19 protein-coding genes, 1 other RNA gene and 1 pseudogene are annotated in these 23,022 nt (G+C 69.7%); 14 read left to right on the top strand and 7 right to left on the bottom strand.

Annotation, left to right across the window (positions count from 1 at the left end; translation table 11 throughout):
- The first annotated feature begins 66 nt into the window (after positions 1-66).
- The 5 genes from I4J89_RS30310 (at position 67) to I4J89_RS30330 (ending at position 4,677) form a co-directional block, all read left to right on the top strand.
- Positions 67-1,353 carry a glycoside hydrolase family 18 protein gene (locus I4J89_RS30310; RefSeq protein WP_196417523.1) on the top strand — a complete coding sequence of 429 codons (1,287 nt, stop codon included), beginning with the start codon at positions 67-69 and terminating at the stop codon, positions 1,351-1,353.
- A gap of 159 nt (positions 1,354-1,512) precedes the next feature.
- Positions 1,513-1,731, top strand: coding sequence for a DUF3311 domain-containing protein (locus I4J89_RS30315; RefSeq protein ID WP_196417524.1), 219 nt, complete (start codon positions 1,513-1,515; stop codon positions 1,729-1,731).
- A complete protein-coding gene (gene mctP, locus I4J89_RS30320) occupies positions 1,728-3,374 on the top strand; it encodes a monocarboxylate uptake permease MctP (protein ID WP_196417525.1) in 1,647 nt (548 codons plus the stop codon). The genes I4J89_RS30315 and mctP overlap by 4 nt, the downstream gene beginning before the upstream one ends.
- A 271-nt stretch (positions 3,375-3,645) precedes the next feature.
- A complete protein-coding gene (locus tag I4J89_RS30325; RefSeq protein WP_230859827.1) occupies positions 3,646-4,347 on the top strand; it encodes a hypothetical protein in 702 nt (233 codons plus the stop codon).
- 27 nt (positions 4,348-4,374) lie between these two features.
- Positions 4,375-4,677 (top strand): GNAT family N-acetyltransferase, encoded by a 303-nt coding sequence (locus tag I4J89_RS30330; RefSeq protein ID WP_196417526.1) that lies wholly within the window; start codon positions 4,375-4,377, stop codon positions 4,675-4,677.
- Between the two features lie 9 nt (positions 4,678-4,686).
- Here I4J89_RS30330 and I4J89_RS30335 read toward each other — a convergent pair whose 3' ends face one another.
- Together I4J89_RS30335 and rnpB are read right to left on the bottom strand one after the other, a co-directional pair.
- Positions 4,687-5,217: a hypothetical protein gene (locus tag I4J89_RS30335; RefSeq protein ID WP_196417527.1), complete on the bottom strand. Its 531-nt coding sequence runs from the start codon at positions 5,215-5,217 to the stop codon at positions 4,687-4,689.
- 230 nt (positions 5,218-5,447) lie between these two features.
- Positions 5,448-5,855: RNase P RNA component class A (gene rnpB, locus I4J89_RS30340), an RNA gene on the bottom strand.
- Positions 5,856-5,908: 53 nt separating this feature from the next.
- On the opposite strand from rnpB, the gene I4J89_RS30345 reads away from it, so the two are divergent.
- A complete protein-coding gene (locus I4J89_RS30345) occupies positions 5,909-6,676 on the top strand; it encodes a sulfite exporter TauE/SafE family protein (protein ID WP_196417528.1) in 768 nt (255 codons plus the stop codon).
- Here I4J89_RS30345 and I4J89_RS30350 read toward each other — a convergent pair.
- Positions 6,673-6,906: a VOC family protein gene (locus I4J89_RS30350; RefSeq protein WP_309238534.1), complete on the bottom strand. Its 234-nt coding sequence runs from the start codon at positions 6,904-6,906 to the stop codon at positions 6,673-6,675. The two genes, I4J89_RS30345 and I4J89_RS30350, sit on opposite strands and share 4 nt — an antisense overlap.
- Before the next feature lie 171 nt (positions 6,907-7,077).
- Positions 7,078-7,494 carry a toll/interleukin-1 receptor domain-containing protein gene (locus I4J89_RS30355; protein ID WP_196417530.1) on the bottom strand — a complete coding sequence of 139 codons (417 nt, stop codon included), beginning with the start codon at positions 7,492-7,494 and terminating at the stop codon, positions 7,078-7,080.
- A 205-nt stretch (positions 7,495-7,699) separates the two neighbouring features.
- Here I4J89_RS30355 and I4J89_RS30360 point away from each other — a divergent pair, with 205 nt between their 5' ends.
- The 4 genes from I4J89_RS30360 to I4J89_RS30375 are packed head-to-tail and all read left to right on the top strand — an operon-like array spanning position 7,700 to position 11,448.
- A complete protein-coding gene (locus I4J89_RS30360) occupies positions 7,700-8,758 on the top strand; it encodes a type I glyceraldehyde-3-phosphate dehydrogenase (protein WP_196417531.1) in 1,059 nt (352 codons plus the stop codon).
- 11 nt (positions 8,759-8,769) lie between these two features.
- On the top strand, positions 8,770-9,678 hold the full coding sequence (locus I4J89_RS30365; RefSeq protein WP_196417532.1) for a threonine/serine dehydratase: 909 nt from the start codon (positions 8,770-8,772) through the stop codon (positions 9,676-9,678).
- A gap of 40 nt (positions 9,679-9,718) precedes the next feature.
- Entirely contained in the window at positions 9,719-10,858 is a 1,140-nt protein-coding gene (locus I4J89_RS30370) for an ABC transporter permease (RefSeq protein WP_196417533.1), read from the top strand.
- A gap of 2 nt (positions 10,859-10,860) precedes the next feature.
- A complete protein-coding gene (locus I4J89_RS30375; protein ID WP_196417534.1) occupies positions 10,861-11,448 on the top strand; it encodes a M15 family metallopeptidase in 588 nt (195 codons plus the stop codon).
- 52 nt (positions 11,449-11,500) lie between these two features.
- Here the strand turns inward: I4J89_RS30375 and I4J89_RS30380 are convergent.
- Positions 11,501-12,283, bottom strand: a pseudogene (locus I4J89_RS30380) (class I SAM-dependent methyltransferase); the annotation flags it as partial.
- 102 nt (positions 12,284-12,385) lie between these two features.
- Here I4J89_RS30380 and I4J89_RS30385 point away from each other — a divergent pair.
- The 4 genes from I4J89_RS30385 (at position 12,386) to I4J89_RS30400 (ending at position 20,098) form a co-directional block, all read left to right on the top strand.
- Positions 12,386-13,426: an aspartate-semialdehyde dehydrogenase gene (locus I4J89_RS30385; RefSeq protein ID WP_196417535.1), complete on the top strand. Its 1,041-nt coding sequence runs from the start codon at positions 12,386-12,388 to the stop codon at positions 13,424-13,426.
- 136 nt (positions 13,427-13,562) lie between these two features.
- On the top strand, positions 13,563-13,769 hold the full coding sequence (locus tag I4J89_RS30390) for a hypothetical protein (protein WP_196417536.1): 207 nt from the start codon (positions 13,563-13,565) through the stop codon (positions 13,767-13,769).
- Between the two features lie 884 nt (positions 13,770-14,653).
- Positions 14,654-18,592 (top strand): hypothetical protein, encoded by a 3,939-nt coding sequence (locus I4J89_RS30395; RefSeq protein ID WP_196417537.1) that lies wholly within the window; start codon positions 14,654-14,656, stop codon positions 18,590-18,592.
- Positions 18,593-18,652: 60 nt separating this feature from the next.
- Positions 18,653-20,098 carry an RNB domain-containing ribonuclease gene (locus tag I4J89_RS30400; protein WP_196417538.1) on the top strand — a complete coding sequence of 482 codons (1,446 nt, stop codon included), beginning with the start codon at positions 18,653-18,655 and terminating at the stop codon, positions 20,096-20,098.
- Positions 20,099-20,253: 155 nt separating this feature from the next.
- Here the strand turns inward: I4J89_RS30400 and panB are convergent, their stop codons facing one another.
- Together panB and I4J89_RS30410 are read right to left on the bottom strand one after the other, a co-directional pair.
- Entirely contained in the window at positions 20,254-21,084 is an 831-nt protein-coding gene (gene panB, locus I4J89_RS30405; protein WP_196417539.1) for a 3-methyl-2-oxobutanoate hydroxymethyltransferase, read from the bottom strand.
- A 100-nt stretch (positions 21,085-21,184) separates the two neighbouring features.
- Positions 21,185-22,960 (bottom strand): NAD+ synthase, encoded by a 1,776-nt coding sequence (locus I4J89_RS30410; protein ID WP_196417540.1) that lies wholly within the window; start codon positions 22,958-22,960, stop codon positions 21,185-21,187.
- Positions 22,961-23,022 lie beyond the last annotated feature (62 nt).

Raw genomic sequence — 23,022 nt, forward strand, 5'->3', positions numbered from 1 at the left:
TGTGGGGCGAGACGTTTAGCTTCCTCGATTAGGAAACTTTCTTCAACGTTTCGCCCTGGAGGGCTCATGCGCGGTTTCACCCGCCGCCTGGTCGCCGTGGCAGCCGCCGCCGCGGCCGTCGTAGCGGCCGCACCGACTCCCGCACAGGCACATGGGAACGACTCATATCTCAAGGTCGCCTACTTCACCCAGTGGGGCATCTACGGCCGGGACTTCCAGCTCGCCGACGTGCAGCAGTCCGGTGCGGCGGCCAAGCTGACCCACATCAACTACGCGTTCGGGCCGGTCACCGCGGCCGGGGTCTGCGACTCGGCCGACCCGTGGGCGGACTGGCAGACGTCGTTCTCCGCGGAGAACAGCGTGGACGGCGTCGCCGACGTGGCCGGGCAGCCGATCGCCGGCAACCTCAACCAGCTGGCCGAGCTGAAGAAGAAGAACCCCAAGCTCAAGGCGCTGATCTCGCTGGGCGGCTGGACCGGGTCGGCGTACTTCTCGGACGCGGTGCTGACCGACGCGTCGCGCAAGAAGCTGGTCTCGTCCTGCATCGACCTGTGGATCAAGGGCAACCTGCCGGGCCTGCCCGCGGGCACCGCGGCCGGCATCTTCGACGGCATCGACCTGGACTGGGAGTGGCCCGGCTCGTCCGGCAACACCGGCAACGTCATCCGGCCCGAGGACAAGCAGAACTTCACGCTGCTGCTCGCCGAGTTCCGCGCCCAGCTCGACAAGCTCGCCCGGGCGAACCGGACGAAGTACGAGCTCACCGCGTTCGTCCCGGCCGCGCCCGCGAAGATCGACGCCGGGTTCGAGGTCAGCAAGATCTTCAAGTACCTGGACTTCGCGACCGTGCAGGGCTACGACTTCCACGGCACCTGGGAGCCGGTGACCAACCAGCAGTCGGCGCTGCGGGTCCCGGCCGGCGCGCCGGACAACCCGGACTTCTCGGTGGAGAACACGATCAACGCGTGGGTCGCCGGCGGAGCGCCGAAGCGCAAGCTGATCCTCGGTGTGCCGTACTACGGGCAGGGCTGGACCGGGGTCACCGGCACCGGTAACGGACTGTTCCAGCCGGCCGCCGGCCCGGCGCCGGGCGCCTTCGCCGCCGGCACCGAGGACTACAAGCGGCTCAAGCAGCTGCCGGCGCAGGGCTACACCGTGCACCGGGATCTGCGCAACGGGCACGCCTGGCTGTTCGACGGCACGACCTTCTGGACGTACGACGACCCGGCCGTCCTGTTGCAGAAGTCGCTCTACATCCGGGTCAAGGGACTCGGCGGAGCGATGATGTGGTCGCTCGACGGTGACGACGAGAAGGCGTCGCTGACCAAGGCGATCGCCGCCGGCCTGCAGTAGCTCGGAATCCGCGCGTCCATCCACTCGGATACCACCTGGATGGACGCGCGGACCCGTTCGGCGCATGACCGGACCCGTTCGGCGCATGGGGGATCGCCCGATCATCCGAACGCTCGTTAGCGTGACGTGAACCACACGCACTGCTGACGAAGGAGTCCCATGGCCGAGCCGGATCGTCCGCCGCGTAGCGATAGAAGTCCCTGGAACTGGCTGCTCCTGATTCCGATCGTGGTGCCGCTGCTGACCTTCCTCTACAACCACGACGAGCCGCGGCTGGCCGGGTTCCCGGTCTTCTACTGGCTCCAGTTCGCCTTCATCCTGCTCGGCGTCGGCACCACCACCGTCGTCTACCAGATGACCAAGCGGAGCCGGCGATGAGCGACCACATCACCGAGATCGTCGTCTTCACGTTCCTGTTCCTGCTGGTCAGCGGGATGGGGTTCGTGGCATCCCGATGGCGGGCGCCGAAGGACATGGCCCACCTCGACGAGTGGGGGCTGGGCGGGCGCAGCTTCGGCGGCTGGATCACCTGGTTCCTGGTGGGCGGTGACCTGTACACGGCGTACACCTTCGTCGCGGTGCCGGCGCTGATCTTCGGGGCCGGGGCGGCCGGGTTCTTCGCGGTGCCCTACACCGTGGTCATCTACCCGCTCTTCTTCCTGATCCTGATCCGGCTCTGGTCGGTGTCGCACCGGCACGGCTTCGTCACGCCGGCCGACTTCGTGCGGACCCGCTTCGAGTCGCCGACGCTCGCGCTGATCGTCGCGATCACCGGGATCGTGGCGACCATGCCGTACATCGCGCTCCAGCTGATCGGCATCGAGGCGGTGCTCAAGACGATGGGCGTGACCGGGGAGAGCGCGCTCGCCCGGCATCTGCCGATCATCATCGCGTTCGCCATCCTGGCCGCGTACACGTACCAGTCCGGGCTGCGGGCGCCGGCGCTCATCGCGTTCGTGAAGGACACGCTGATCTACATCGTGATCCTGGTGGCGGTGCTCTACCTGCCCTACAAGCTGGGCGGATGGGGTGCGATCTTCGACGCCGCCGACGCGAAGTTCCAGGCGTCACCGAACCCGAACGACGGCATCCTGCTGAACGCCAACAACCAGGTCCAGTACTTCACCCTGGCGCTCGGCTCGGCGCTCGCGCTGTTCCTCTACCCGCACAGCATCACCGGTGTACTGGCCAGCCGGAACCGCGAAGTGATCAAGCGGAACATGTCGGCGCTGCCCGCGTACAGCCTGCTGCTCGGCCTGATCGCGCTGCTCGGCTACATGGCGATCTCGGCCGGGGTGAAGCCCCTGCCGGGGTCGAAGCCCGGCAGCGTGGACAGCAACACCGTGGTGCCGCTGCTGTTCGACCAGCAGTTCCCGTCCTGGTTCGCCGGCGTCGCGTTCGCCGCGATCGGCATCGGCGCGCTGGTGCCCGCCGCGATCATGTCGATCGCCGCGGCGAACCTGTTCACCCGCAACATCTACAAGGAGTACCTGCGCAAGGACGCCACCCACGCGCAGGAGGCGAACGTCGCCAAGATCACCTCGCTGGTGGTGAAGATCGGTGCGGTGGCCTGCATCGTCTTCCTGGACCCGCAGTTCTCCATCGACCTGCAGCTCATCGGCGGCGTGATCATCCTGCAAACGGCTCCGGCCGTGGTGATCGGCCTCTACACCCGCTGGCTGCACCGGGGTGCGCTGATCGCGGGCTGGGTGGCCGGTATGACGCTCGGGTTCTGGATGCTCTGGCAGATCCCGAACGCCGCCACCGGGCGGGCGCACTTCGGCGGCTCGGCGTTCCCGCTCAAGGAGTTCGGCTTCGACACCCAGGTGACGATCTACGTCGGCTTCGTGACCGTGCTGGTGAACCTACTGATCGCGGTGATCGCCACGTTCATCCTGCGGGCGGCGAAGACGCCCGAGGGCGTGGACGGCACGACGTCGGACGACTACTTCGCCGACGAGGGCGACCCGCGGATCGAACGCCAGCGGGACACCCCGGTGGAGAACGTCTCGTCGACCTGATCGGCCCGGCGCAACGCGGCCGCCGTTTCCCGGCGGCCGCGCTGCGGCCGTCCGGGGGCGGCCGGCTCGCGCGGTGGTCGGGGACGGGGTCGGCTTCGGCGGGACGGGCGGTTACGCGTACGCCGGAAAGCGAGTGACCGGAAGCAGACCTCGGCCGCGGCTTTATCCGGAATCGGAGCAATGCTCGCGTCCCTTCCGCTAGCGTTTGTCTCTGGCGTCGCCTTTGTCGCTCCCGGTGCGGCGCGCTGCCGCACCCCCGGAGGACCTTGCGTTGCCCACCCAGCCGACCCTCACGCAACAGTTCGCCACCGAGTACGCCAAGGGCGCCGTGCCCGGCATGCTGCGTGCCATCCGGATCATCAAGCGTGCCAACGGCCTGATCCTCATCGGCGCGCTCACCGCCAGCTACCTGCATCAGGCGCACTACCTGGCCACGCTCGGCGCCGGCATGTTCGCCTGGATCGTGCCGGCCGTCTTCGACCTGGCCATGCTCTCCATGCTCACGATCACCCAGACCACCGGCATGGCGGTCGACGCCAAACGGGCCGCCATGAAGATCCTCGTGGTCGTCGTGACCATCTCCGCGGCGGTCAACTTCGCCGCACCCGGCCCGCTCGGCCTGCGCGCCATCTTCGCCCTCGTGGTCGGCCTGGTCGCCGGCGTCGAATGGGTCGCTGCCAAGATCCGCCCCGACTTCGCCGCCATCGAGGAACGTGAGGTCTCGGTGATCACCGAGGTGCGGCCCGGCCGCAAGCTCGACCCCGAGGTGGCCCGGGCCCGCGCGGCCAAGGCCGCAGAGACCCGGCGGGCCAAGCAGGCGGCCAGGGAGGCGGAGGACGCGGCCCGGGCGCAGGCGGCGCGGGTACGGGCCGCAAGGGCCGCCGAGCGGGCGCGGGTACGGGCGGCCAAGGACGAGCTGGACCAGTTCTTCGATCAGGAGCGCGCTGTGGTCGGTGCCCACCGTGCGACCTGACCGTCGAGAGTCTGCTTGGATAGCTGGGTGACGTTCACTGTGACTGACGTGCCCGAACGCGAGCGCTTCGAGGCACGCGACGAGGCCGGGACGCTCGCCGGCGTGGTCACCTACCAGCTGACCGGCAACATCGTCGTCTACACCCACACCAAGGTCATCCCCGAGTTCGAGGGGCAGGGACTGGGTTCCCTGCTGGCGCGCGCGGTGATGGACGACGCGCGAACCAAGGAGCGGACCGTCGTGCCGATGTGCCCGTTCCTGAGCGGGTGGCTCGACAAGCATCCGGAGTACGAGAAGCTCGTCGCCAGGTCCACCCGCCGGGTCAAATAGGGCGACCGGTCATTCGTCCGAGATGGTGATCTGGTAATCCTTGCCGCAGAGGATGTTCATGTCACCGAAATAAACAGCGAGCTGCTCTTTCGTGTCCCGGTCGTAGACCGAAAAACCGATCATGCCCGGTCCTCTGGTTTGATTGACGTATGGGCCTTTCACGTTTATGTAGCCCTCGCGGTGGGAATAGTCGGGGCTGAGTAAAGATGCCGTCCAGACCGTTTGCGCATCATCCCAATAGGTGCCCCAATCTTCGAAGTACTCGTAATTTGAGACCCAGGAATGGGACATCTTGAGGTAGACCAGGTAGTCGCCGGAGTAGTCGGCCTTGACGTACGACTGCTTTTTCCGGCAGCGTGCGGATGCGTTGTTGTTCGTTGTGTATGACCAGTCCCACGTGATATCGCCTTCAGTTGCCCGGCCGGTGGCCGGCGGCGCCGTGGGTAACGGCTTCGCCGCGGCCGAGGACGGTGCGGTAAACATCATGCTGACCAGTACGCTGCCGACGAAGGCAACGAGAGGCTTGCTGCGCCGATACATGATTCTTTCCCCTTCACTGATACTCGGCTCGCTTGGTTCTTGGCCGTCGATTCAGGCGGGCGGATCTGTCCGAGCTCACAAATGGTTCGATGGGTTCAACCACAGCGTAGGCGAGGGGAATTCGGCGGGTAGGGCCAACCGCCGATCCGGAAAAGGTCGGTCCGCTCGCAGTACCGGTTTGATCTCGGCACGGTAAAACGCACGACTGCCCGGCTGCGCACAGAGGGCGACGGACGAGTCAGCCTGTACGCCGGATTCTGTTCCGGCGACCTTGGTCGCCGGTGGCGGCCATCCATCTCGGCCTGCCGTTGCCGGCAGGCTCGTGCGGCCTACCCGCAGGCTCGGGCGAGCAGCCCTCGAACGCCTGCGCCGGCCACCGCCTCGCGGCGGGGGCCTTGCTTGGCCTTGCTCCGGGTGGGGTTTACCTAGCCACCCCGGTCACCCGGGGTGCTGGTGAGCTCTTACCTCACCGTTTCACCCTTACCGGCGCCGCACCGAGGTACGTCGCCGGCGGTCTGTTTTCTGTGGCACTGTCCCGCGGGTCGCCCCGGGTTGCCGTTAACAACCACCCTGCTCTGTGGAGTCCGGACGTTCCTCGGCGATGCCAGGGGCACCGACGCGACCGCCCAGCCGACTCGTCCGTCGCGCCGCCATCTTACGTGTTGCCCGGAGGCGTAGATTCACTCGCACCATGGATCTCACCCACGCCCTGTTGCTGGTGGCGGCCGGTGTCGCCGCCGGTGCGGTGAACGCGATCGCCGGTGGCGGGTCCCTGATCACGTTTCCCAGCCTGATCGCCGTCGGTCTGCCGTCCGTGGAAGCGAATGTCACCAATTCGGTGTCGGTGTTTCCGGGTTACGTCTCCAGCGTCGCCGGCAGCCGGGCCGATCTGGCCGGGCAGGGCCGGCGGGTGCGGGTGACGCTGGCCGCCGTCGTGGCCGGTTGCGCGGCGGGGTGTGCCCTGTTGCTGCTCACCCCGGCCCGGGCGTTCGAGTTGGTGGTCCCGTTCCTGGTGCTGGGCGCGACCGCGACGCTGGCCTTCCAGGAGCGGCTGCGCGGGCTGGTGGGGCATCCCCGGGCGATGTCGCCGCGCCGGGCGGCGGTGACGCTGCAACTGGTGGTCTTCGTGGGTGCCGTCTACGGCGGGTATTTCGGGGCGGCGCTCGGCGTCATGTACGTCGCGGCGCTCGCGCTGATCCTCGACGAGCCGCTGAAGCGGATAAACGCCTTGAAGAACGTGCTGTCCGCCGTGGTCGGGCTGGTCACCCTGGTGGTCTTCGCGATCTTCGGGGAGGTCGACTGGGGTGCGGTTGCGCTCGTCGCGCCGGCCACCCTGGCCGGCGGGTACGCGGGCGCGCGTCTCGCCCGCCGCCTACCGGCCCGGGTGCTGAAGTACCTCATCGTGACCTTCGGGACGGCGATCGGCCTGCTCCTGCTCTACCGGGCCGTCATCGCCTAGAAGTCCGCGGCCGGCGGGTAGGCGCAGAACTCGTTGCCCTCCGGATCGGCGAGCACCCAGTGCTGTTCACCCGGTCCGGGCGTACTCAGCACCACGGCCCCCGCCGCGACCAGGTCCCCGGGTTCCTGGTCGCGCAGGCGGACGTGCCAGTGCATGCGGTTGGGTGACGGGCCGCTCGACGGCACGGTGTCGAAGACGATGAAGTCCCACGGGACGGCCCGGCGCCGGATCGATGCGCAGGTGTCCCGGGCGGAGCCCGCGTAGCGAGCCGGAAAGCACGACGCGCCAGAAGGCGGCCACCCGCAACGGGTCCGTGGCGGCGAGGCTGACGCCCTCGAACCGGCTCATCGGCAGGATGTATTTGGACAGCTGCTCGGTAAGCACGCCCCGGCTTACCACCGTCAGGCCGGGTCCAATCCTGACCGGCCGGTTGTCCACTCGTTCGGGTTACGACGCGGTCCGCCGACGAGACTCATCAGCAGGTCCAGGGCATCCTCTTCGTCGAGGCTGTGCAGGCTGCGGCACGGCAGTGCACGTAGCGGGCCGGGCGGCTCGGCGGTGTCGAGACAGAGAGTGATCAGCCGGCCGGGCGGTGCCGGGGTTCCGGCGACGTGGCGCCAGTCGTCATCGGTGCCGCGATGTACGGCGGAGAGCAGTACCAGAACCGGATCGGTGCCGGAAAGCGCGACCGCTATCCGTTGCGCGAAGTCGGAACCGGCGGATTCGAGGTGTACATCGTGCCCGGCGGCGCGAAGTTCGAGGGCGATCCATTGTGCCCAGGGCTCATCCGGGGCAGCGTGGGAGACGAATATGGGCACGTCCACAGCATGGCGGAGGACGCTCCACTGTGCTCGCCCGGATTCGATGTCCGTCGCTGGAGTGGTGTGAGAATGTGCTCCGTTGACGTGCAACTTGCACACTCATAGTGTCGGTGTTGTGACGGGGGGTAGGCCTCTGTGTAAACAGGGCACAACCTGGTCATGGGGGAATGCGGACAAACCAGCCGGAGTCGAGGAGCGCTCGATGACCATCGCGATCGGGATCAACGGACTCGGGCGGATCGGCCGAAGCTTGACCCGGGTCGTGGCCTCCGCGCCAAATCCGGGCGTGGAGATCGCGGCGGTGAACGACATCGCCTCCACCGAGAAGCTCGCGTACGGGCTGCGCCGCGACAGCATCCGTGGCTCGTTCCCCGGCACGGTGACCGCTCGAGGTGAGTACCTCGTCGTGAACGACCACGCCATCCGGGCGTACCACCACGAGCGGCCGGAGCGGATCCCGTGGGCCGAGGAGGGGGTGGACGTCGTCATCGAGGCCACCGGCCTGTTCCGGGCCGGGAGCACCGCGCGTACCCACATCACGCACGGCGGCGCCCGCAAGGTGGTGATCAGCGCGTCGGCCGACGACCCGGACGCGTTCCTGGTCTTCGGGGCCAACCATGACAGCTACGAGCCGGCGGTGCACGACGTGGTATCCCCGGCCTCCTGCGGGGTCAACGCCCTCACCGTGATGGCGAAGGTGCTGCTCGACCGGTTCGGCCTGCGCTCGGTGAACACCTCGGTGATGCTGGCGACGCAGGGCTGGCAGCGGGTGCAGGACTCGATGGCCGGCACGTCGCGGGACGATCCGCGGCTGGGCCGGGCCACCGGGGAGAGCATCATTCCGCACAACTACGTGGTCGGTGACCTGGTGCGGGTGGCGCTGCCGGAGATCGGCGAGATGCGGTACAGCTACTACTGCGTGCCCACCCCGATCGGCTCGCTCGCCGAGCTCTCCGGGCAGACCGACCGGCCGGTGAGCGTCGAGGAGGTCAACCGGGCGATGGCCGAGGCGGCCGCCGGGCCGCTGCGCGGCATTCTGGCGTACGACCCGGACCCGACCGTGTCGATCGACGTGAAGAACAATCCGGCCTCCTGCCTCTTCGACCCGTCCGGCACGCAGACCACCGCGGACGGCGGCGTGAAGGTGCGCGGCTGGTTCGACAACGAGTGGGGCTTCTCGAACCGATTACTCGATCTCGCCCGCCTGGTGGGTGAGCGGTTACCAGTTCCTTCCAGCCGGGTGAGCTGGAGCATCGCCTAGGCTCGGAACCGATGATCGACATATCTGACGTGCAGGCCGCCGCCCGCCGTATCGAGGGCCGCGTCCGGCGTACCCCGGTGCTCGCTGCCGGGCCGGACCGGTGGTTCAAGCTCGAGTTCGCCCAGCACGCCGGGTCCTTCAAGACTCGCGGCATGTTCCATCAGGTCCTGGCCGGCGACCCGCCGGCGGCCGGCATCGTGGCCGCCTCCGGCGGCAATGCCGGCCTGGCCGCCGCCTACGCGGCCCGCGAACTGGGCGTTGCGGCCGAGGTCTACGTGCCGGTCACCGCGCCGGCGGTCAAGGTGGCCAAGCTCGGCAAGCTGGGCGCGCGGGTGGTGCAGACCGGATCGGAGTACGCCGAGGCGTACGCCGCCGCAGTCGTGCGTGCTGACGAGACCGGTGCCCTGTTCTGCCACGCGTACGACGACCCGGCGATGGTCGCGGGCAACGGCACGCTCGGCCTGGAGCTGCGCGAACAGCTGCCGGACGGGTTCGACACGGTGCTGGTCGCGGTGGGCGGGGGCGGTCTGATCGCGGGGATGATCGCGGCGCTGCGGAACGACGTACGGATCGTCGCCGTCGAGCCGGTGACGTCGTGCGCGCTGCACGCGGCGCTGGCGGCGGGTGAGCCGGTGGACGTGCCGGTCTCCGGGGTGGCCGCCGACTCGCTGGGCGCGCGGCGGGCCGGGCGGATCGCGTACGAACTGGCCGTCGACGCCGACATCACCTCGGTGCTGGTGCCGGACGAGGCGATCCTGGACGCCCGCCGGCGACTCTGGGACGACTACCGGATCGTCGTCGAGCACGGCACCGCGGCGGCACAGGCGGCCCTGCTCTGCGGCGCGTACCGGCCGGAGCCGGGGGAGCGGGTGGCGGTTCTGCTCTGCGGCGCCAACACGGATCCGGCTGATCTGGCCTGAATCACCCGCACGGCGCGGCCGCTTCGGCGAGGCTCGGTTGGTGGCCGAGGAGAACCAGATCAGTTCGGTACGGCAGTTCCGCCGCTTCGCCCTCGCGGTCTGCGTCGTCGGTGTGCTCGTCCAGCTCCTGCTCACCACGTACTACCTGGGCATGGGGCACAAGGCCGCGCCGCACCACCTGCCGGTCGGCCTGATCGCCGCGGACGCGCAGCGTACGCAGGTCACCGCCATGCTGGAGGAGGACGGTGCCTTCGCGGTGGTGGAGTACACCGCGGCCGACCGGCTGATCACGGCGATCCGGGAGCGGGACGTCTACGGCGGCGTGGATCTCACCGGCGACCAGCCGATGCTCTACGTGGCCGGGGCGGCCGGTGCGTCCGCCGCGACGCTGCTGCGGTCCACCTACACCGGCCTCGTGCAGCAGCAGAAGGCCAGCCGGCTGGCCACGCTGGGTGAGCAGATCCCGGTCGCCCAGGCGGAGGCGCTGGTCACCGCGCCCCCGGTGACCGACGTGGTGCCGCTTCCCGCGGACGACGTCAACGGCGTGTCACTGGGCTTCCTCACCCAGGCGTTGTCCCTGGGCGGGACGATCGCGTCGATGGGACTGGGGCGCCTGATTCCGCGTACCCGTAGATCCTGGAAGCGCGGCGCTGGCCACCTGGCCACCTTGATCGTCTATGCGGTCGGCTCGGCCGCCGCGGTGCTCTGGTCGATGAGCTGGTTCGGCGTCGGCGTCGGCGCCGACCAGGTGGAAATGCTGCTGATCTTCTCGCTGATCTCGCTCGCGGTGACCGGTTCGACGGCCGGCGCGGTCGCGCTGATCGGCCCGGCCGGTGCGCTGGTCGGCGCCTTCTACTTCACGGTCGGCACGGTGATCTCCGGGGCCAGCATCCTGCCCGAGTTCCTGCCGGCCTTCGGCCGTCACCTCGGCGAGAACCTGCCCACCGGCGCCGGCGTCCAGGCGGTACGCGACAACCTCTACTTCCCGGACGCCCCGATCGGCAGACACCTGCTGATCCTGTCCCTGTACGCGGCGATCGGCTGCCTCATCGTGCTGGTCACCAACATCCTGCCGAACCGGGGCGACCGGACGTCCGAGGTCGATCTGGCGGCGACCGTACGGCTGGAGGGATTTTCTCCGGCCGGGCCTCAGATTTCCGGGCGCGCGCCGAACGAGTAAGCGTGGGTATCGAGGGAGTGAACTCGCGCATCGCTGACATCCAGAGCCGGATCATCGCGTTGCAGACACAACAGGCCACGACCACCGCGGCGCGTACGGCCACGCCCAGCGCCGGTAGCAGCAATTTCGCCGCACACCTGCAAAAGGCGGTCGCGTCGACGACGGCGGCCCATTCGCACGAGGTCAACGCCAAGGGAATTCCGGTCGATCTGGCCGCGTACGGCAACGGCCGGATCCCGGAGAACGCCCTGGCCCGCGTCGGCAACACCAGCCACAAGCTGTGGGCGCCGGCCGCCGAGAACCTGAACCGGATGATCGAGGACGCCAAGCGGGACGGGGTCACGATCGGCATCACCGACTCGTACCGGCCCTACGCGGAGCAGGTCGACCTGGCCCGCCGCAAGGGGCTGTACTCCCAGGGCGGGCTCGCGGCCAAGCCGGGCACCAGCGAGCACGGCTGGGGCATGGCCACCGACCTGGACCTGAACAGCAAGGCTCTCGACTGGATGCGCAAGAACGCCACGAACTACGGCTTCGTGGAGGACGTGCCACGGGAGCCGTGGCACTGGGCGTACCACCCGAAGGGTTGATGTCGGAAGGGCCGCGGCGAAGCGCCCCGGCCCGCGCCCCAGGCCCGCCCGGGATCTCGCCGGGGCGGGTGATACGCCAGCCGTCCTGGTCGTCGGCCCACCGCCGCCAGCCGTCCGAGATCCGCCGCAGGCCGGCCTCGTCCGCCGCCCCGGTGCGCAGCGCGGTGTCGGCCATGTCCGACTTCAGGATCCGGTCTGCCCAGAGTCCGCCCCACCACGCGCGGTCCTCGTCGTCGGCGAAGCACCAGACGCTCGCGGTCGCGGTGATGTCGGTGAAACCGGCGGCCCGGGCCCAGGCCAGCATCCGCCGCCCGGCGTCCGGCTCGCCGCCGTTGCCGCGGGCCACCCGCTGGTACAGAGCCAGCCACTCGTCCAGCTCAGGGATCTGCGGGAACCAGGTGAAGGCCGCGTAGTCACTGTCCCGGGCGGCGACCACGCCGCCTGGCCTCGTGACCCGGCGCATCTCTCGCAGCGCGGCCACCGGGTCAGCCACGTGCTGGAGCACCTGGTGGGCGTGGACGACATCGAATGTGTCGTCCGGGAAGTCGAGCGCGTGCACGTCGCCGGTCGCGAAGTCCACGTTCGGCAGGCCGCGCCGCTCGACCTCGGCCCGGGCCAGGTTCAGCGCCGCGGCGGTCTGCTCCAGCGCGGTGACACGGCCGGGTGTGATGCGTGTCGCCAGGTCAGCGGTGATGGTGCCGGGGCCGCATCCGACGTCCAGCAGGGAAATTCCGGAGGAAAGATGCGGCAGCAGGTACGCCGCCGAATTCTCTGCGGTGCGCCAGCGGTGTGAGCGCAAGACCGACTCGTGGTGCCCGTGGGTGTACGTCGCCATGCCCTCGAAGCTAGTGCCTTGATCTCCATATGTGGGACATGCATCTCACATAATGAACAACATGATTTCTTGGTACGCAGTTCAGGCCGTATTTTGGTGCCCATGAGGATCGGCATTGTGGGTGCGACGGGACAGGTCGGTGGCGTCATGCGCCGCATCCTGGCCGATCGCCAAGGTTTGAACGGGCTCGGCCCGATTGACCAGCTCCGGCTCTTCGCTTCCGCGCGCAGCGCGGGCCGCACCCTCCCGTGGGGTTCCGGCGAGGTGACCGTCGAGGACGCGGCGACCGCTGACTACAGCGGCCTGGACATCGTGCTCTTCTCGGCCGGCAAGGGCGGCTCGAAGGAGTACGCGCCTCGCGTCGCCGAGGCCGGCGCCGTGGTCGTCGACAACTCGTCGGCCTGGCGGATGGACCCGGAGGTCCCGCTGGTCGTCGCCGAGGTGAACCCGGACGCCGTCAAGCAGCGTCCCCGGGGCATCATCGCCAACCCGAACTGCACGACCATGGCCGCGATGCCGGTGCTGCGCCCGCTGCACGACGAGGCCGGTCTGGTCTCCTTCATCGCCACCACCTACCAGGCGGTCGGCGGTGCCGGGCTGGCCGGTGTGGCCGAGCTCGACGAGCAGGTCAAGAAGGTGGCGGACCGGGCGACCGAGCTGACCTACGACGGGTCCGCCGTCGAGTTCCCCGAGCCCAGGGTCTTCCCGCGGCCGATCGCCTTCAACGTCATCCCGCAGGCCGGGTCGTTCGTCGACGACGGCAGCTTCGAGACCGACGAGGAGCAGAAGCTCCGCAACGAGAGCCGCAAGATCCTCGGGCTGCCGGATCTGCTGGTGTCCGGGACCTGCGTGCGCGTACCGGTCTTCACCGGCCACTCGCTCCAGGTCAACGCGCGCTTCGCCCGTCCGGTCAGCCCGTCGCGGGCGCGCGAGATCCTCGCCTCCGCGCCCGGCGTGGAACTCTCCGATGTGCCCACCCCGCTGCAGGCGGCCGGCCGTGACCCGTCCTACGTGGGGCGCTTCCGGGTCGACCCGACCGCGGAGAACGGGCTGTCGTTCTTCATCTCGAACGACAACCTTCGCAAGGGGGCCGCGCTGAACGCCGTACAGATCGCCGAGCTGATCGCCGCCGAATTGCGCTGACCTTTCGCGTTTCTCGCACCGCCCCGGCCGTCTCGGCCGGGGCGGTTTGTCGTTTCCAGAGGGATACATATTTGAAATCTGGGCTTTTTCGCACGAATCGGTAGCGCTTGGCCGGTTTTAGCGGCACAGTGATGGAATGAACGACAGTGGGCTCGGCGGAGCAGGCTCCTTCTGGTGCCTCCGCGACCACCGGGTGGAAAGCGGGGACGACGTGTGCCCCGCCCAATACCGGCTCGGTCCCTACGCCACGGCTGACGAAGCGACGCGGGCACTCGAAACGGTCGAGAAGCGCAATGCCGAGTGGGATGCCGAGGACGCCCGCTGGACAGGGGAGGCCAGCTAACGCCCGGTGCCGGGATTCCAGCCGGAACCGCGCATCGCCAGGCGCGGACGTGCCCGCAGTCATTCGCAAGGAGGAACACCTCGATGCCCGCTGCCTCGATGCCTGCTGCAAAAAAGGCCTCGACCAGACCCGCTGCCTCCGGCGCGGGCTCAAAAACCAAAACCACATCATCCGGTACGGGCACCCGCACGTCCGCCGCCACCAGGAACGCCGCTCCAGCCTCGGCCGCGAAGAATGCGCGCCCGTCCGCCTGGAATGCCGCGCCCGCTGCCGCCCGGAAGAGTGCGGCCGGGTCAGGTCGCAATGTCGGTTCCGGGGCCGCGCGGAGTGCCGCTCCGGGCTCGCGGGCGGCTGGGGCTGCGGTTTCCGGCCGTAGTGTCAAGGCCGCTCCCGCCGCTTCCACGTCTAAGACTGGTGCGTCCAAGGCCGCTTCCACGTCCAAGGCTGCTGCGTCCAAGGCTGCTGCCTCCAAGGTTTCTTCCGCGTCCAAGGTCGCTCCCGCGGTGAAGGTCGCCGTCCGGAACGGCGCTGGCAAGGCCGCGCCGGCGGCTAGGTCCGGTCCGGCATCCAAGACTTCCGTTCGTGGTGGCGCCACGGCGGTTAACACCAAGCCATCAGTGCGGACCGCTACCGCCGCAATGAAGACAGCGGGCCGGACGGCGCCCGCGCCCCGGTCAGGCCGCTCTGATCGGGTGGTCCCGGCGGCACGGTCGTCCGGTGCCAAGGCCGCGTCCACGCCGGAAAAGTCGCGACTGGCCGGTCGGGGTAAGGCGGCTGCGCCGGTCGCCGTGTCGGTGGCCGGGAGCAGCTCGGGCCGGGCGGTTGCCAAGCGCGTCGCGGCTGCGGTCGCGACGCGGACGGCGCGATCGGGTGCCGGCACTTCGGTGACTCTCAAGGCTCCGGGCACCGCAAAGGCCGTCACTTCGAAGGCCGCCGGTTCGAAGGCTGTTACTTCGAAGGCCGCCAGCTCAAAGGCTGTTACTTCGAAGGCCGCCAGCTCAAAGGCTGTTACTTCGAAGGCCGCCAGCTCAAAGGCTGTTACTTCGAAGGCCGCCCGCTCAAAGGGCGTTACTTCAAAGGCCGCCAGCTCAGAGGGCGTCGCCCCAAAGGCCGCCGGTTCAAGGGCCGCCACTTTGAAGGGGACTACGTCAAAGGCGGCCACGACCGGAAAGGTCGCGGCCGCGAAACCCGTCAAGGCCAACGGTGCGAAGGCGGCTGGGAAGGCAGCGATCGTAAAGTCCGCGGCCGTCCGTGTGAGCGGTGTGAAGTCCACGGCCGTCAAAGCCAACGGTGCTAACGCGGCCGGGAAAGCTGGGGCGATCAAAGCCAACGGTGTGCGGGCTGCGGGAAGGACTGCAATCGCGCAGTCTGCGGCAGCCGTCAGAGCCGGCGGACTGCGGACCGCGGCCGGGAAGACCGGGCTCGTCAAGACCGTGACCGCGAAATCCGCCGCGAGCGGGACGGCGGCCGGGAAGTCTCCTGTCGGCCGGCCCGCGACGGTCAAGCGCGCTTCGGCCAAGGCCGCACCCGCTGCGGCCGGAGTCAATCCTGCCAAGAGCGTCTCGGCCAAGTCTGCGGCGGCTAAGTCCGCGGCGGCCAAGGCTGCGATGGCCAAGTCTGCGGGGGCCAAGGCTGCGATGGCCAAGTCTGCGGGGGCTAAGGCTGCGGGGAAGGCTGTGGTGCCTGTGCAAGCTGGCCGGGCGTCCGCGAAGGCTGGGGGCGCTGCGCGCAGCGGTGCCGTGGTTGCGGGTCCTCGGTCGGCTGGGAAGCGGGAGACCGCTGGGGTGAAGCGGGCGGCTGAAGGACGGGTATCGAAGCCGGTCGCTGGTGGGCAGGGCGCTTCGAAGGCTCGGTCGGCGGCGGTGAGCCGGGTGGCTGTGAGCGCCGCGGCGCGGGTGCCGGCGGGACGTTCTAAGGCCGCGCCCGCTCCCCGGCCGGTTCGGTCCCAGTCGGGCGACACCGGTCCGGCCCTGGGTGGCCGGGTGGCGAGTGGAACGGCCGGCAAGCTGGGGGTCGTAGGCAGCAACGGCAAGCGCCGGGTTGCGGCGGCCATGAGCAATCTGCCGAAGTCGCAGATCACTGTTTCTGCCGGAGACGAGCCGGACGATCTTTCCGAGGCTGGACGGCCGGGTACTGCAGGCGAGACGGTGGCTGAGGCCGGCCAGGCGTCGGACGTGCCATTCCTGAGCGGCTGGTTCCCATCGGGCTCGGGGGCGGCGAGCCCTGACCGGGACTCCGACAAGTGGGGATCGGACCGGCCGGACCTGGAGGCGCTCGGTGCCGCGGTGCCCGTTGAGGACACGGAAGCTAGTGGCCAGCCGTCCGATGAATCGGCGGCCGGGCAAGCTGGGGAAAGTGACCCGAACGCGGTCGCGATTGGCATCGCGCGGGTTCCGGGGATGGAAGCGGCTCGTATGGAGCCAGACACCATGTTGGTGAGCCGGAGGAGCGGATCCGCTGTCCGGGCCGAGGCGGCCGCCGCTGCGCGACGAGCTCCGGTCCGGGTGATCAAAGCCGGTCGTAAGGGCGAGACGGCGGCTACGGCCACTGAGACAGCGGCTCAGGCGACTGAGGTGGCGGCTCAGGTGACCGAGACAGCGGCTGAGGCTGCGGGCGATGCGGCTCACGCGGCCGGCGCTGCCGCTAAGGCCGCGGAGAGCGCTGCCCTGGCTGCGGGTACCGCGGCAGCGGCGGCAGGGACCGCGGCGCGGGCTGCGGAAAGCATGGCCGAGGCGGAAGCCGAAACCGGAACTGGAGCCACAGGGATGACGCGCTCGAAACCGGCAGCCAGGACCGGAACGACTGCGAAGAAGTCGACCACCGCGAAGGCCGCCGGATCCAAGGCAACCGGCCCGAAGGTCACCGGGACCAAGGCGGTCGGAGTTAAGGCCGCTGCGGCGAAGACGGCCGGGGCTAAGGCCGCTGCGACCAAGACAGCCGGAGCCAAAGCGACAGCCACCGGAACGAAGACAACCGGAGCCAAAGCGACCGCCGCCAAGACTGCTGCCACCAAGACTGCTGCCACCAAGACGGCCGCGACGAAGACGGCCGCGACGAAGACGGCCGCGACGAAGACGGCCGCGACGAAGACGGCCGCGACGAAGACGGCCGCGACGAAGACGGCCGCGACGAAGGCTGCTGCTGCGAAGGCGGGGGCGAGCAAGGCTTCGGCGCCGAAGGTGGCCGCCGGGAAGGCGACTGTGGGCAAAGCCGCTGCTCCCAGGGCCACTGCGACCAAGTCGACCGCTGCTAGGACAGCGGCGTCCAAGGCAGCCCAGACGACGGCTGCCAAAGCTGCGGGGACCACTAGGAAGACGGCAGGCGGTCGGGCTGCGGTGAGCAAGGCGACTGGAACTGGGGCTACCAAGGCCGCGGGCCGGGGTAGCAGCGCTGCGAAGGCGACTGCGACCAAGACGACGGCAGCTGGGACGAGGACCAAGGCCACCGCGACCAAGGCCACCGCGACCAAGGCCGCGGCTACGAAGGCCGCAGGGACCAGGGCAGGTGCGGCGAAGGCGACCGGCACTAAGGCTGGTGCGGTGAAGGCGGCGGCTGCGAAGACGGCTGGGACTAGCGCTGGTGCTGCCAAAGCGACGGCTGCGAAGGTGACCGGCGCCAAGGCGACCGGCAACCGGGCGGGTGCCGCCAGGGCTACGGCTGTGAAGGCGACCGGGACCAAGGCGGCGGCCGCAAAGGCGACTGCGTCCAAGTCCGTCGCAGCGAAGGCCACGGTTGCAAAGGCGACCGGGACGAGGGCGGGTGCGGCGAAGGCTACGGCTGTGAAGGCGACCGGGACCAAGGCGACGGCCGCGAAAGCGACCGCGTCCAAGTCCGCAGCGGCCAAGGCTACGGCCGCGAAGGCCGGTGGGACCAAGGCTGGACTGGCGAAGGCTACGGGCGTTAAGGCCACTGCGGCGAAGGCGACTAAGGCGACGGCCGCGAAGGCGGGTGGGACCAGGGCTGGAGCGGCGAAGGCTACGGGCGTGAAGGCCACTGCGGCGAAGGCGTCTAAGACGGCGGTTGCGAAGGTGGGCGGGTCTAGGGCCGGCGCGGCGAAGGCTACGGCCGTGAAGGCCACTGCGGCGAAGGCCGCGGGCACCAGGACTGCGGCGAGAGCGACGTCGGCTAAGGCCACAGGCGTCAAGGCGACCGCTGCGAAGAGCACGGGTGCGAAGGCGACCGGGACGAAGGCGACGGCCGCCAGGGCGAGTGCCGTTAAGGCGACCGGGACTAAGGCGACCGGCACTAAGGCGACCGGCACTAAGGCGACCGGCACTAAGGCGACTGCGGTTAAGGCGACCGGGACCAAGGCGACGGCCGCCAGGGGGACTGCGGCTAAGCCGACCGGGACCAAGGCGACCGGGACCAAGGCGACCGGGGCCAAGGCGGCTGGGGGGCGGAAGGCTGGGGTTCGGGGCTCGACCGGCGCGGCTGCGGTTGCGGCGGCTGAGGAGCGGGCGATCGCCAAGACGGCTAAGGCCAAGGCGGCTGTTGAGGCGGCCCGGACGGCCGTGAGTAAGGCGGCCCGGGCGGCGGAGGCGGCGGTCAGTGAGATCGCGATGGAGGTCGGCACGGCTTCGGCTACGGCCAAGCGGGCTGCCAACGCGGCCAAGCAAGCGGTGGGCAAGCAAGCGGGGAGTAAGCAAGCGGCCAAGCCGGCGGCGGGGAAGCGGGCGGTGAACAAGCCTGCGGTGGCCAAGGCTGGGCGCGCTGAGGGGAACGCGGCCAAGGTGAGCCGGGTGGCGCGTACGTCGGGGGTTAACGCTGGAGGCGGTCGCAACGCTGCCAAGAGCGGGCCGGCGAAGGCGGCGCGCAAGAGGTAGCGGGGGATAAGCGGGCCACGCCGAGCGGCGTGGCCCGCTTCGCGCTGGTAGGAATGAGCCGTGCCGATCAAAGTGGTGTTGGCGCCGCAGATCGATTTTTCGGTGTTGCGGCGGGAACTTCAGCTGCCGGGTGAGTTCAGTGCGGCCGTGCTCGCCGAGGCGGTGGAGGCTGCGCGGGTCACGCCGCTGCCGGAGCTGGATCGCACCGGTGTGCCGTTCGTGACCATCGACCCGGCCACGTCGCGGGATCTCGACCAGGCCATGCATCTCAGCCGGCGGGCGGGCGGCGGATATCGGGTTCAGTACGCGATCGCTGACGTCGCCTCCTATGTCCGGCCGGGTGGGGCGCTGGAGGCGGAGAGCTGGCTGCGTGGGCAGACCGTCTATCTGCCGGATGGGCGGATTCCGCTGCATCCGCCGGTGCTCAGCGAGGACGCGGTGAGTCTGCTGCCGGGCGGTGACCGGGCGGCCGTGGTGTGGACCATCGACCTGGACGCCGACGGCGAGACGGTCGGCGTCGAGGTGGAACGGGCCCGGGTGCGGAGCCGGGCCAAGCTGGACTATGCCGGGGTGCAGCGGCAGGTCGACGCGGGGACCGTGGACGAGCCGGTGGCCCTGCTGCCGGAGATCGGTGCGCTGCTGGCCCGCCGGGCGGCCGAGCGGGGCGCGGTCAACCTTCCGCTGCCCGCGCAGGAGGTCGAGCGGGACGGGGACGGCTGGCGGCTGGTGCTGCGCGCGCCCCTGCCGGTTGAGGAGCACAACGCGCAGATCTCCCTGCTCACCGGCATGGCGGCGGCCGGGATCATGCTGGCCGGCGGAATCGGGCTGCTGCGGACCATGCCGTCGCCGAAACCGGAGGCGGTGGCGAAGCTACGGGCGGCGGCGGAGCCGCTCGGGGTGGCCTGGCCGGAGGGTGCGACGGTCGGCGCGGTGGTGACGTCGGTCGACCCGGCGAGCCCGCGCGGCGCGGCCTTCCTGGATCAGGCCGCGGATCTGCTGCGCGGCGCCGGCTACACAGCCTTCGGCGTGTCCGCGGAGGCGGAAGGCTCTGATGTGGGTCCGCCGGCCGAGGCCGGGCACGGTGGAGTGGGCGCGCCCTATGCGCACGTCACGGCACCGCTCCGGCGGCTGGCCGACCGGTACGCGACCGAGGCCTGCCTGGCCCTTCACCAGGATCGTCCGGTCCCGGAGTGGGTAACCGACGCCCTGGCCCGCCTTCCGAAGGCGATGTCCACCACCGACCGGGTGGCGTCGGCGGCCGACCGTGGGGCGATCGACCTGGCCGAGGCGGTGCTGCTGGAGCACCGGGTCGGCGAGACGTTCGAGGTCGCGGTGCTCGACCGGGACGAGGGGAACGGCAAGCGCCCGCCCGGCGGCACGATCGCCCTCGACGAACCGGCGGTCCGGGCTCGGTGCATCGGGGATCTGCCGCTCGGTGCGCGGGTGCCGGTCCGCCTGGTCACCGCCGACCCGGCTACCCGCACGGTTCGCTTCGAACGTGCCTGACCTGCGCTGACCGCTGATCGCCAAGGGTTGTGGCGCGCCCATCCGCATGGGCCCGGCGGGCGCGCTGGGGTCGGCAGCGGGTAGGTGATCGCGCGGTAGGACGGGGACGGGGACCGATTCGGCGGTGCGATCGGTCCCCGTACCGATGATGGGTTTTAGAAGGTGTGTTCGGCGGCGGGGAACTCGCCGCCGCGGACCTCCGCGGCGAATTGCCGCGTGGCCTCGGTGAGCGCGCCCGCAAGATCGGCGTAGCGCTTCACGAAGCGCGGTGCCTTGCCGGTGCGCAGCCCGGCCATGTCCTGCCAGACCAGCACCTGGGCGTCGGTGTCCGGGCCGGCGCCGATGCCGACGGTGGGAATCGGCAGTTCCTTGGTGATCTGCTTGGAGACCTCGCCGGGAACCATTTCGAGGACCACGGCGAAGGCGCCGGCGTCGGCGACCGCGCGGGCGTCGGAGATGACCTCGGCGCCCTCGTTCTCGCGGCCCTGGACGCGGTAGCCGCCGATGGCGTGCTCGCGCTGCGGGGTGAAGCCGATGTGCGCCATCACCGGGATGCCGGCGCTGGTGATCGCCTCGATCTGCGGTGCCATCCGGCGGCCGCCTTCGAGCTTGACGGCGTGGCAGCCGCCCTCCTTCATGAACCGGACGGCCGTGCGCAGGGCCTGCGTGGGGCCTTCCTCGTAGGAGCCGAACGGCAGGTCGCCGACGATCAGCGCGGTCTTGGTGGCCCGGACGACCGCCTTGACCAGCGGCAGCAGCTCGTCGACGGTGACCGGGACGGTGGTCTCGTAGCCGTACACGTTGTTGGCGGCCGAATCGCCGACCAGCAGGACCGGTACGCCCGACTGGTCGAAGATCGAGGCGGTGTACATGTCGTAGGAGGTCAGCATGGGCCACCGGTCGCCGCGGACCTTGGCGTTGTGCAGGTCACGGGTGCGGACTCGACGGGTCGGCGGGCCGCCATACAAGGTGGGAATCTCCGACATTTCGTAAATCTCCTTCCCTCGAGGCCGCGCGGATGCGGTCCCCGGGTGCGCACATCGTCGCACCGGGAACCAGCCCACGGTCAGGGTTCAGTGGAGGTTTTCACAGCCCTTCGCGGAACGAGTTGGTAATGGGCAGGCGTCGATCCCGGCCGAACGCCTTGCCGGAGATCTTGGTGCCGGGCGCCGCCTGGCGGCGCTTGTACTCCGCGATGTCGATCATGCGGAACACCCGGTCCACCAGGGCCGGGTCGTTGCCGGCCGCGATCAGCTCGGCCCGGCCCAGGTCGTGGTCGACGTAGCCCTTGATGATCGGGTCGAGCACCGAGTAGTCGGGCAGCGAGTCCGAGTCCCTCTGACCGGGCCGCAGCTCGGCGCTGGGCGCCTTGGTGATCGAGTTCTCCGGGATCGGCGGGTTGCCCTGGGTGTTCCGCCAGCGGGCCAGTTGCCACACCATTGACTTCGGCACGTCCTTCAGCGGATTGAAGCCGCCCACCGAATCGCCGTAGAGGGTGGAGTAGCCGACCGCCAGCTCGCTCTTGTTGCCGGTGGTGAGCACCAGGTGGCCCTCCTGGTTGGAGAGCGCCATCAGGATGACGCCGCGCACCCGCGCCTGGAGGTTTTCCACGGCGAGCCCGGAGAGCGACATGTTCGCCAGGAACGAATCGACCATCGGCTGGATCGGCTGCACCCGATAGTCCAGGCCGGTGCGCTTGGCCAGGTCGGCCGCGTCGTCCTTGGAGTGCTCGGAGGAGTAGCCGCTGGGCAGGGAGACGCCGACCACCCGCTCCGGGCCGAGGGCGTCCACCGCGATCGCCGCCACGACGGCGGAGTCGATACCGCCGGAGAGGCCGAAGATCACCGACTGGAAGCGGTTCTTGTTCACGTAGTCGCGCAGGCCGAGCACGAGGGCGGACCAGATCTCGGCCTCGTCGGCGATCCGGTCGGCGATCCCACCGGTCCGCTTGTCGGTCAGTGCGGCCAGCTTTGTATCGATTATTGCCCTTTTAACCGGCATGTGGTCGTCGCGCGACTCCTCGAAAGCCGGTGCGGCCGCGTCGGTCGAACCCTCAGCGTTGGGCACCGTGTCGGCGACCGGCAGATCGAGGTCGTGGACCAGCAACCCCTCGGTGAACTGCCCGGCCCGGGTGAGCAGCACCCCGTCCGGCGAGACGATCATCGAGTCGCCGTCGAAGACGAGTTCGTCCTGCCCGCCGACCGCGTTCACGTAGGCCACGGTCGCCCCGGCCTCGGCGGCCCGGCGCTGGACCAGCGGGAGGCGTACGTCGTCCTTGTTCAACTCGTACGGCGAGGCGTTGATGTTGACGACCAGGCCGGCACCGGCGCGACGGGCGGCGGTGAACGGTCCACCGGCCTGCCAGATGTCCTCGCAGACGGTCAAGGCCACGTCCACCCCGTCCAGCCGGACCACGGTCAGCTCGATGCCGGGCTCGAAGTAACGGTCCTCGTCGAAGACGCCGTAGTTGGGCAGGTGGTGCTTGAAGTAGGTGGCGACCACCTCGCCGCCGTGCAGCAGGGCCGAGGCGTCCCGCCGTCCGGTGCCGGGCACCGCTTCGGCGCTGGTGGCCGGGGGGCCGTCGGCGTCCACGTACCCGACCACGACGGCCAGGTCGCCCAGCCCGTCGGCGGCCAGGTCGGCGGCGAGGGTGCGCAGCGCGTGCTGGGAGGCGGCGACGAACGAGTTCCGGAAGACCAGGTCCTCGATGGGGTAGCCGGTCAGCATCATCTCCGGGAAGGCGACCAGGTGCGCCCCGGCGTCGGCCGCCTCGCGCGACCAGCGGCGGATCGAGGCAGCGTTGCCGGGAATGTCACCGACTGTCGGGTTCACCTGGGCGAGAGCGATGCGCAGCGTTGGCATGCCCCACATTCTTACCCGGGCCATCGTCACGGGTCGCAGCCAGCGTAGTCTCGGCGGGAGGA

The sequence above is a fragment of the Actinoplanes aureus genome, from assembly GCF_015704865.1.
Classification (GTDB): domain Bacteria; phylum Actinomycetota; class Actinomycetes; order Mycobacteriales; family Micromonosporaceae; genus Actinoplanes; species Actinoplanes aureus.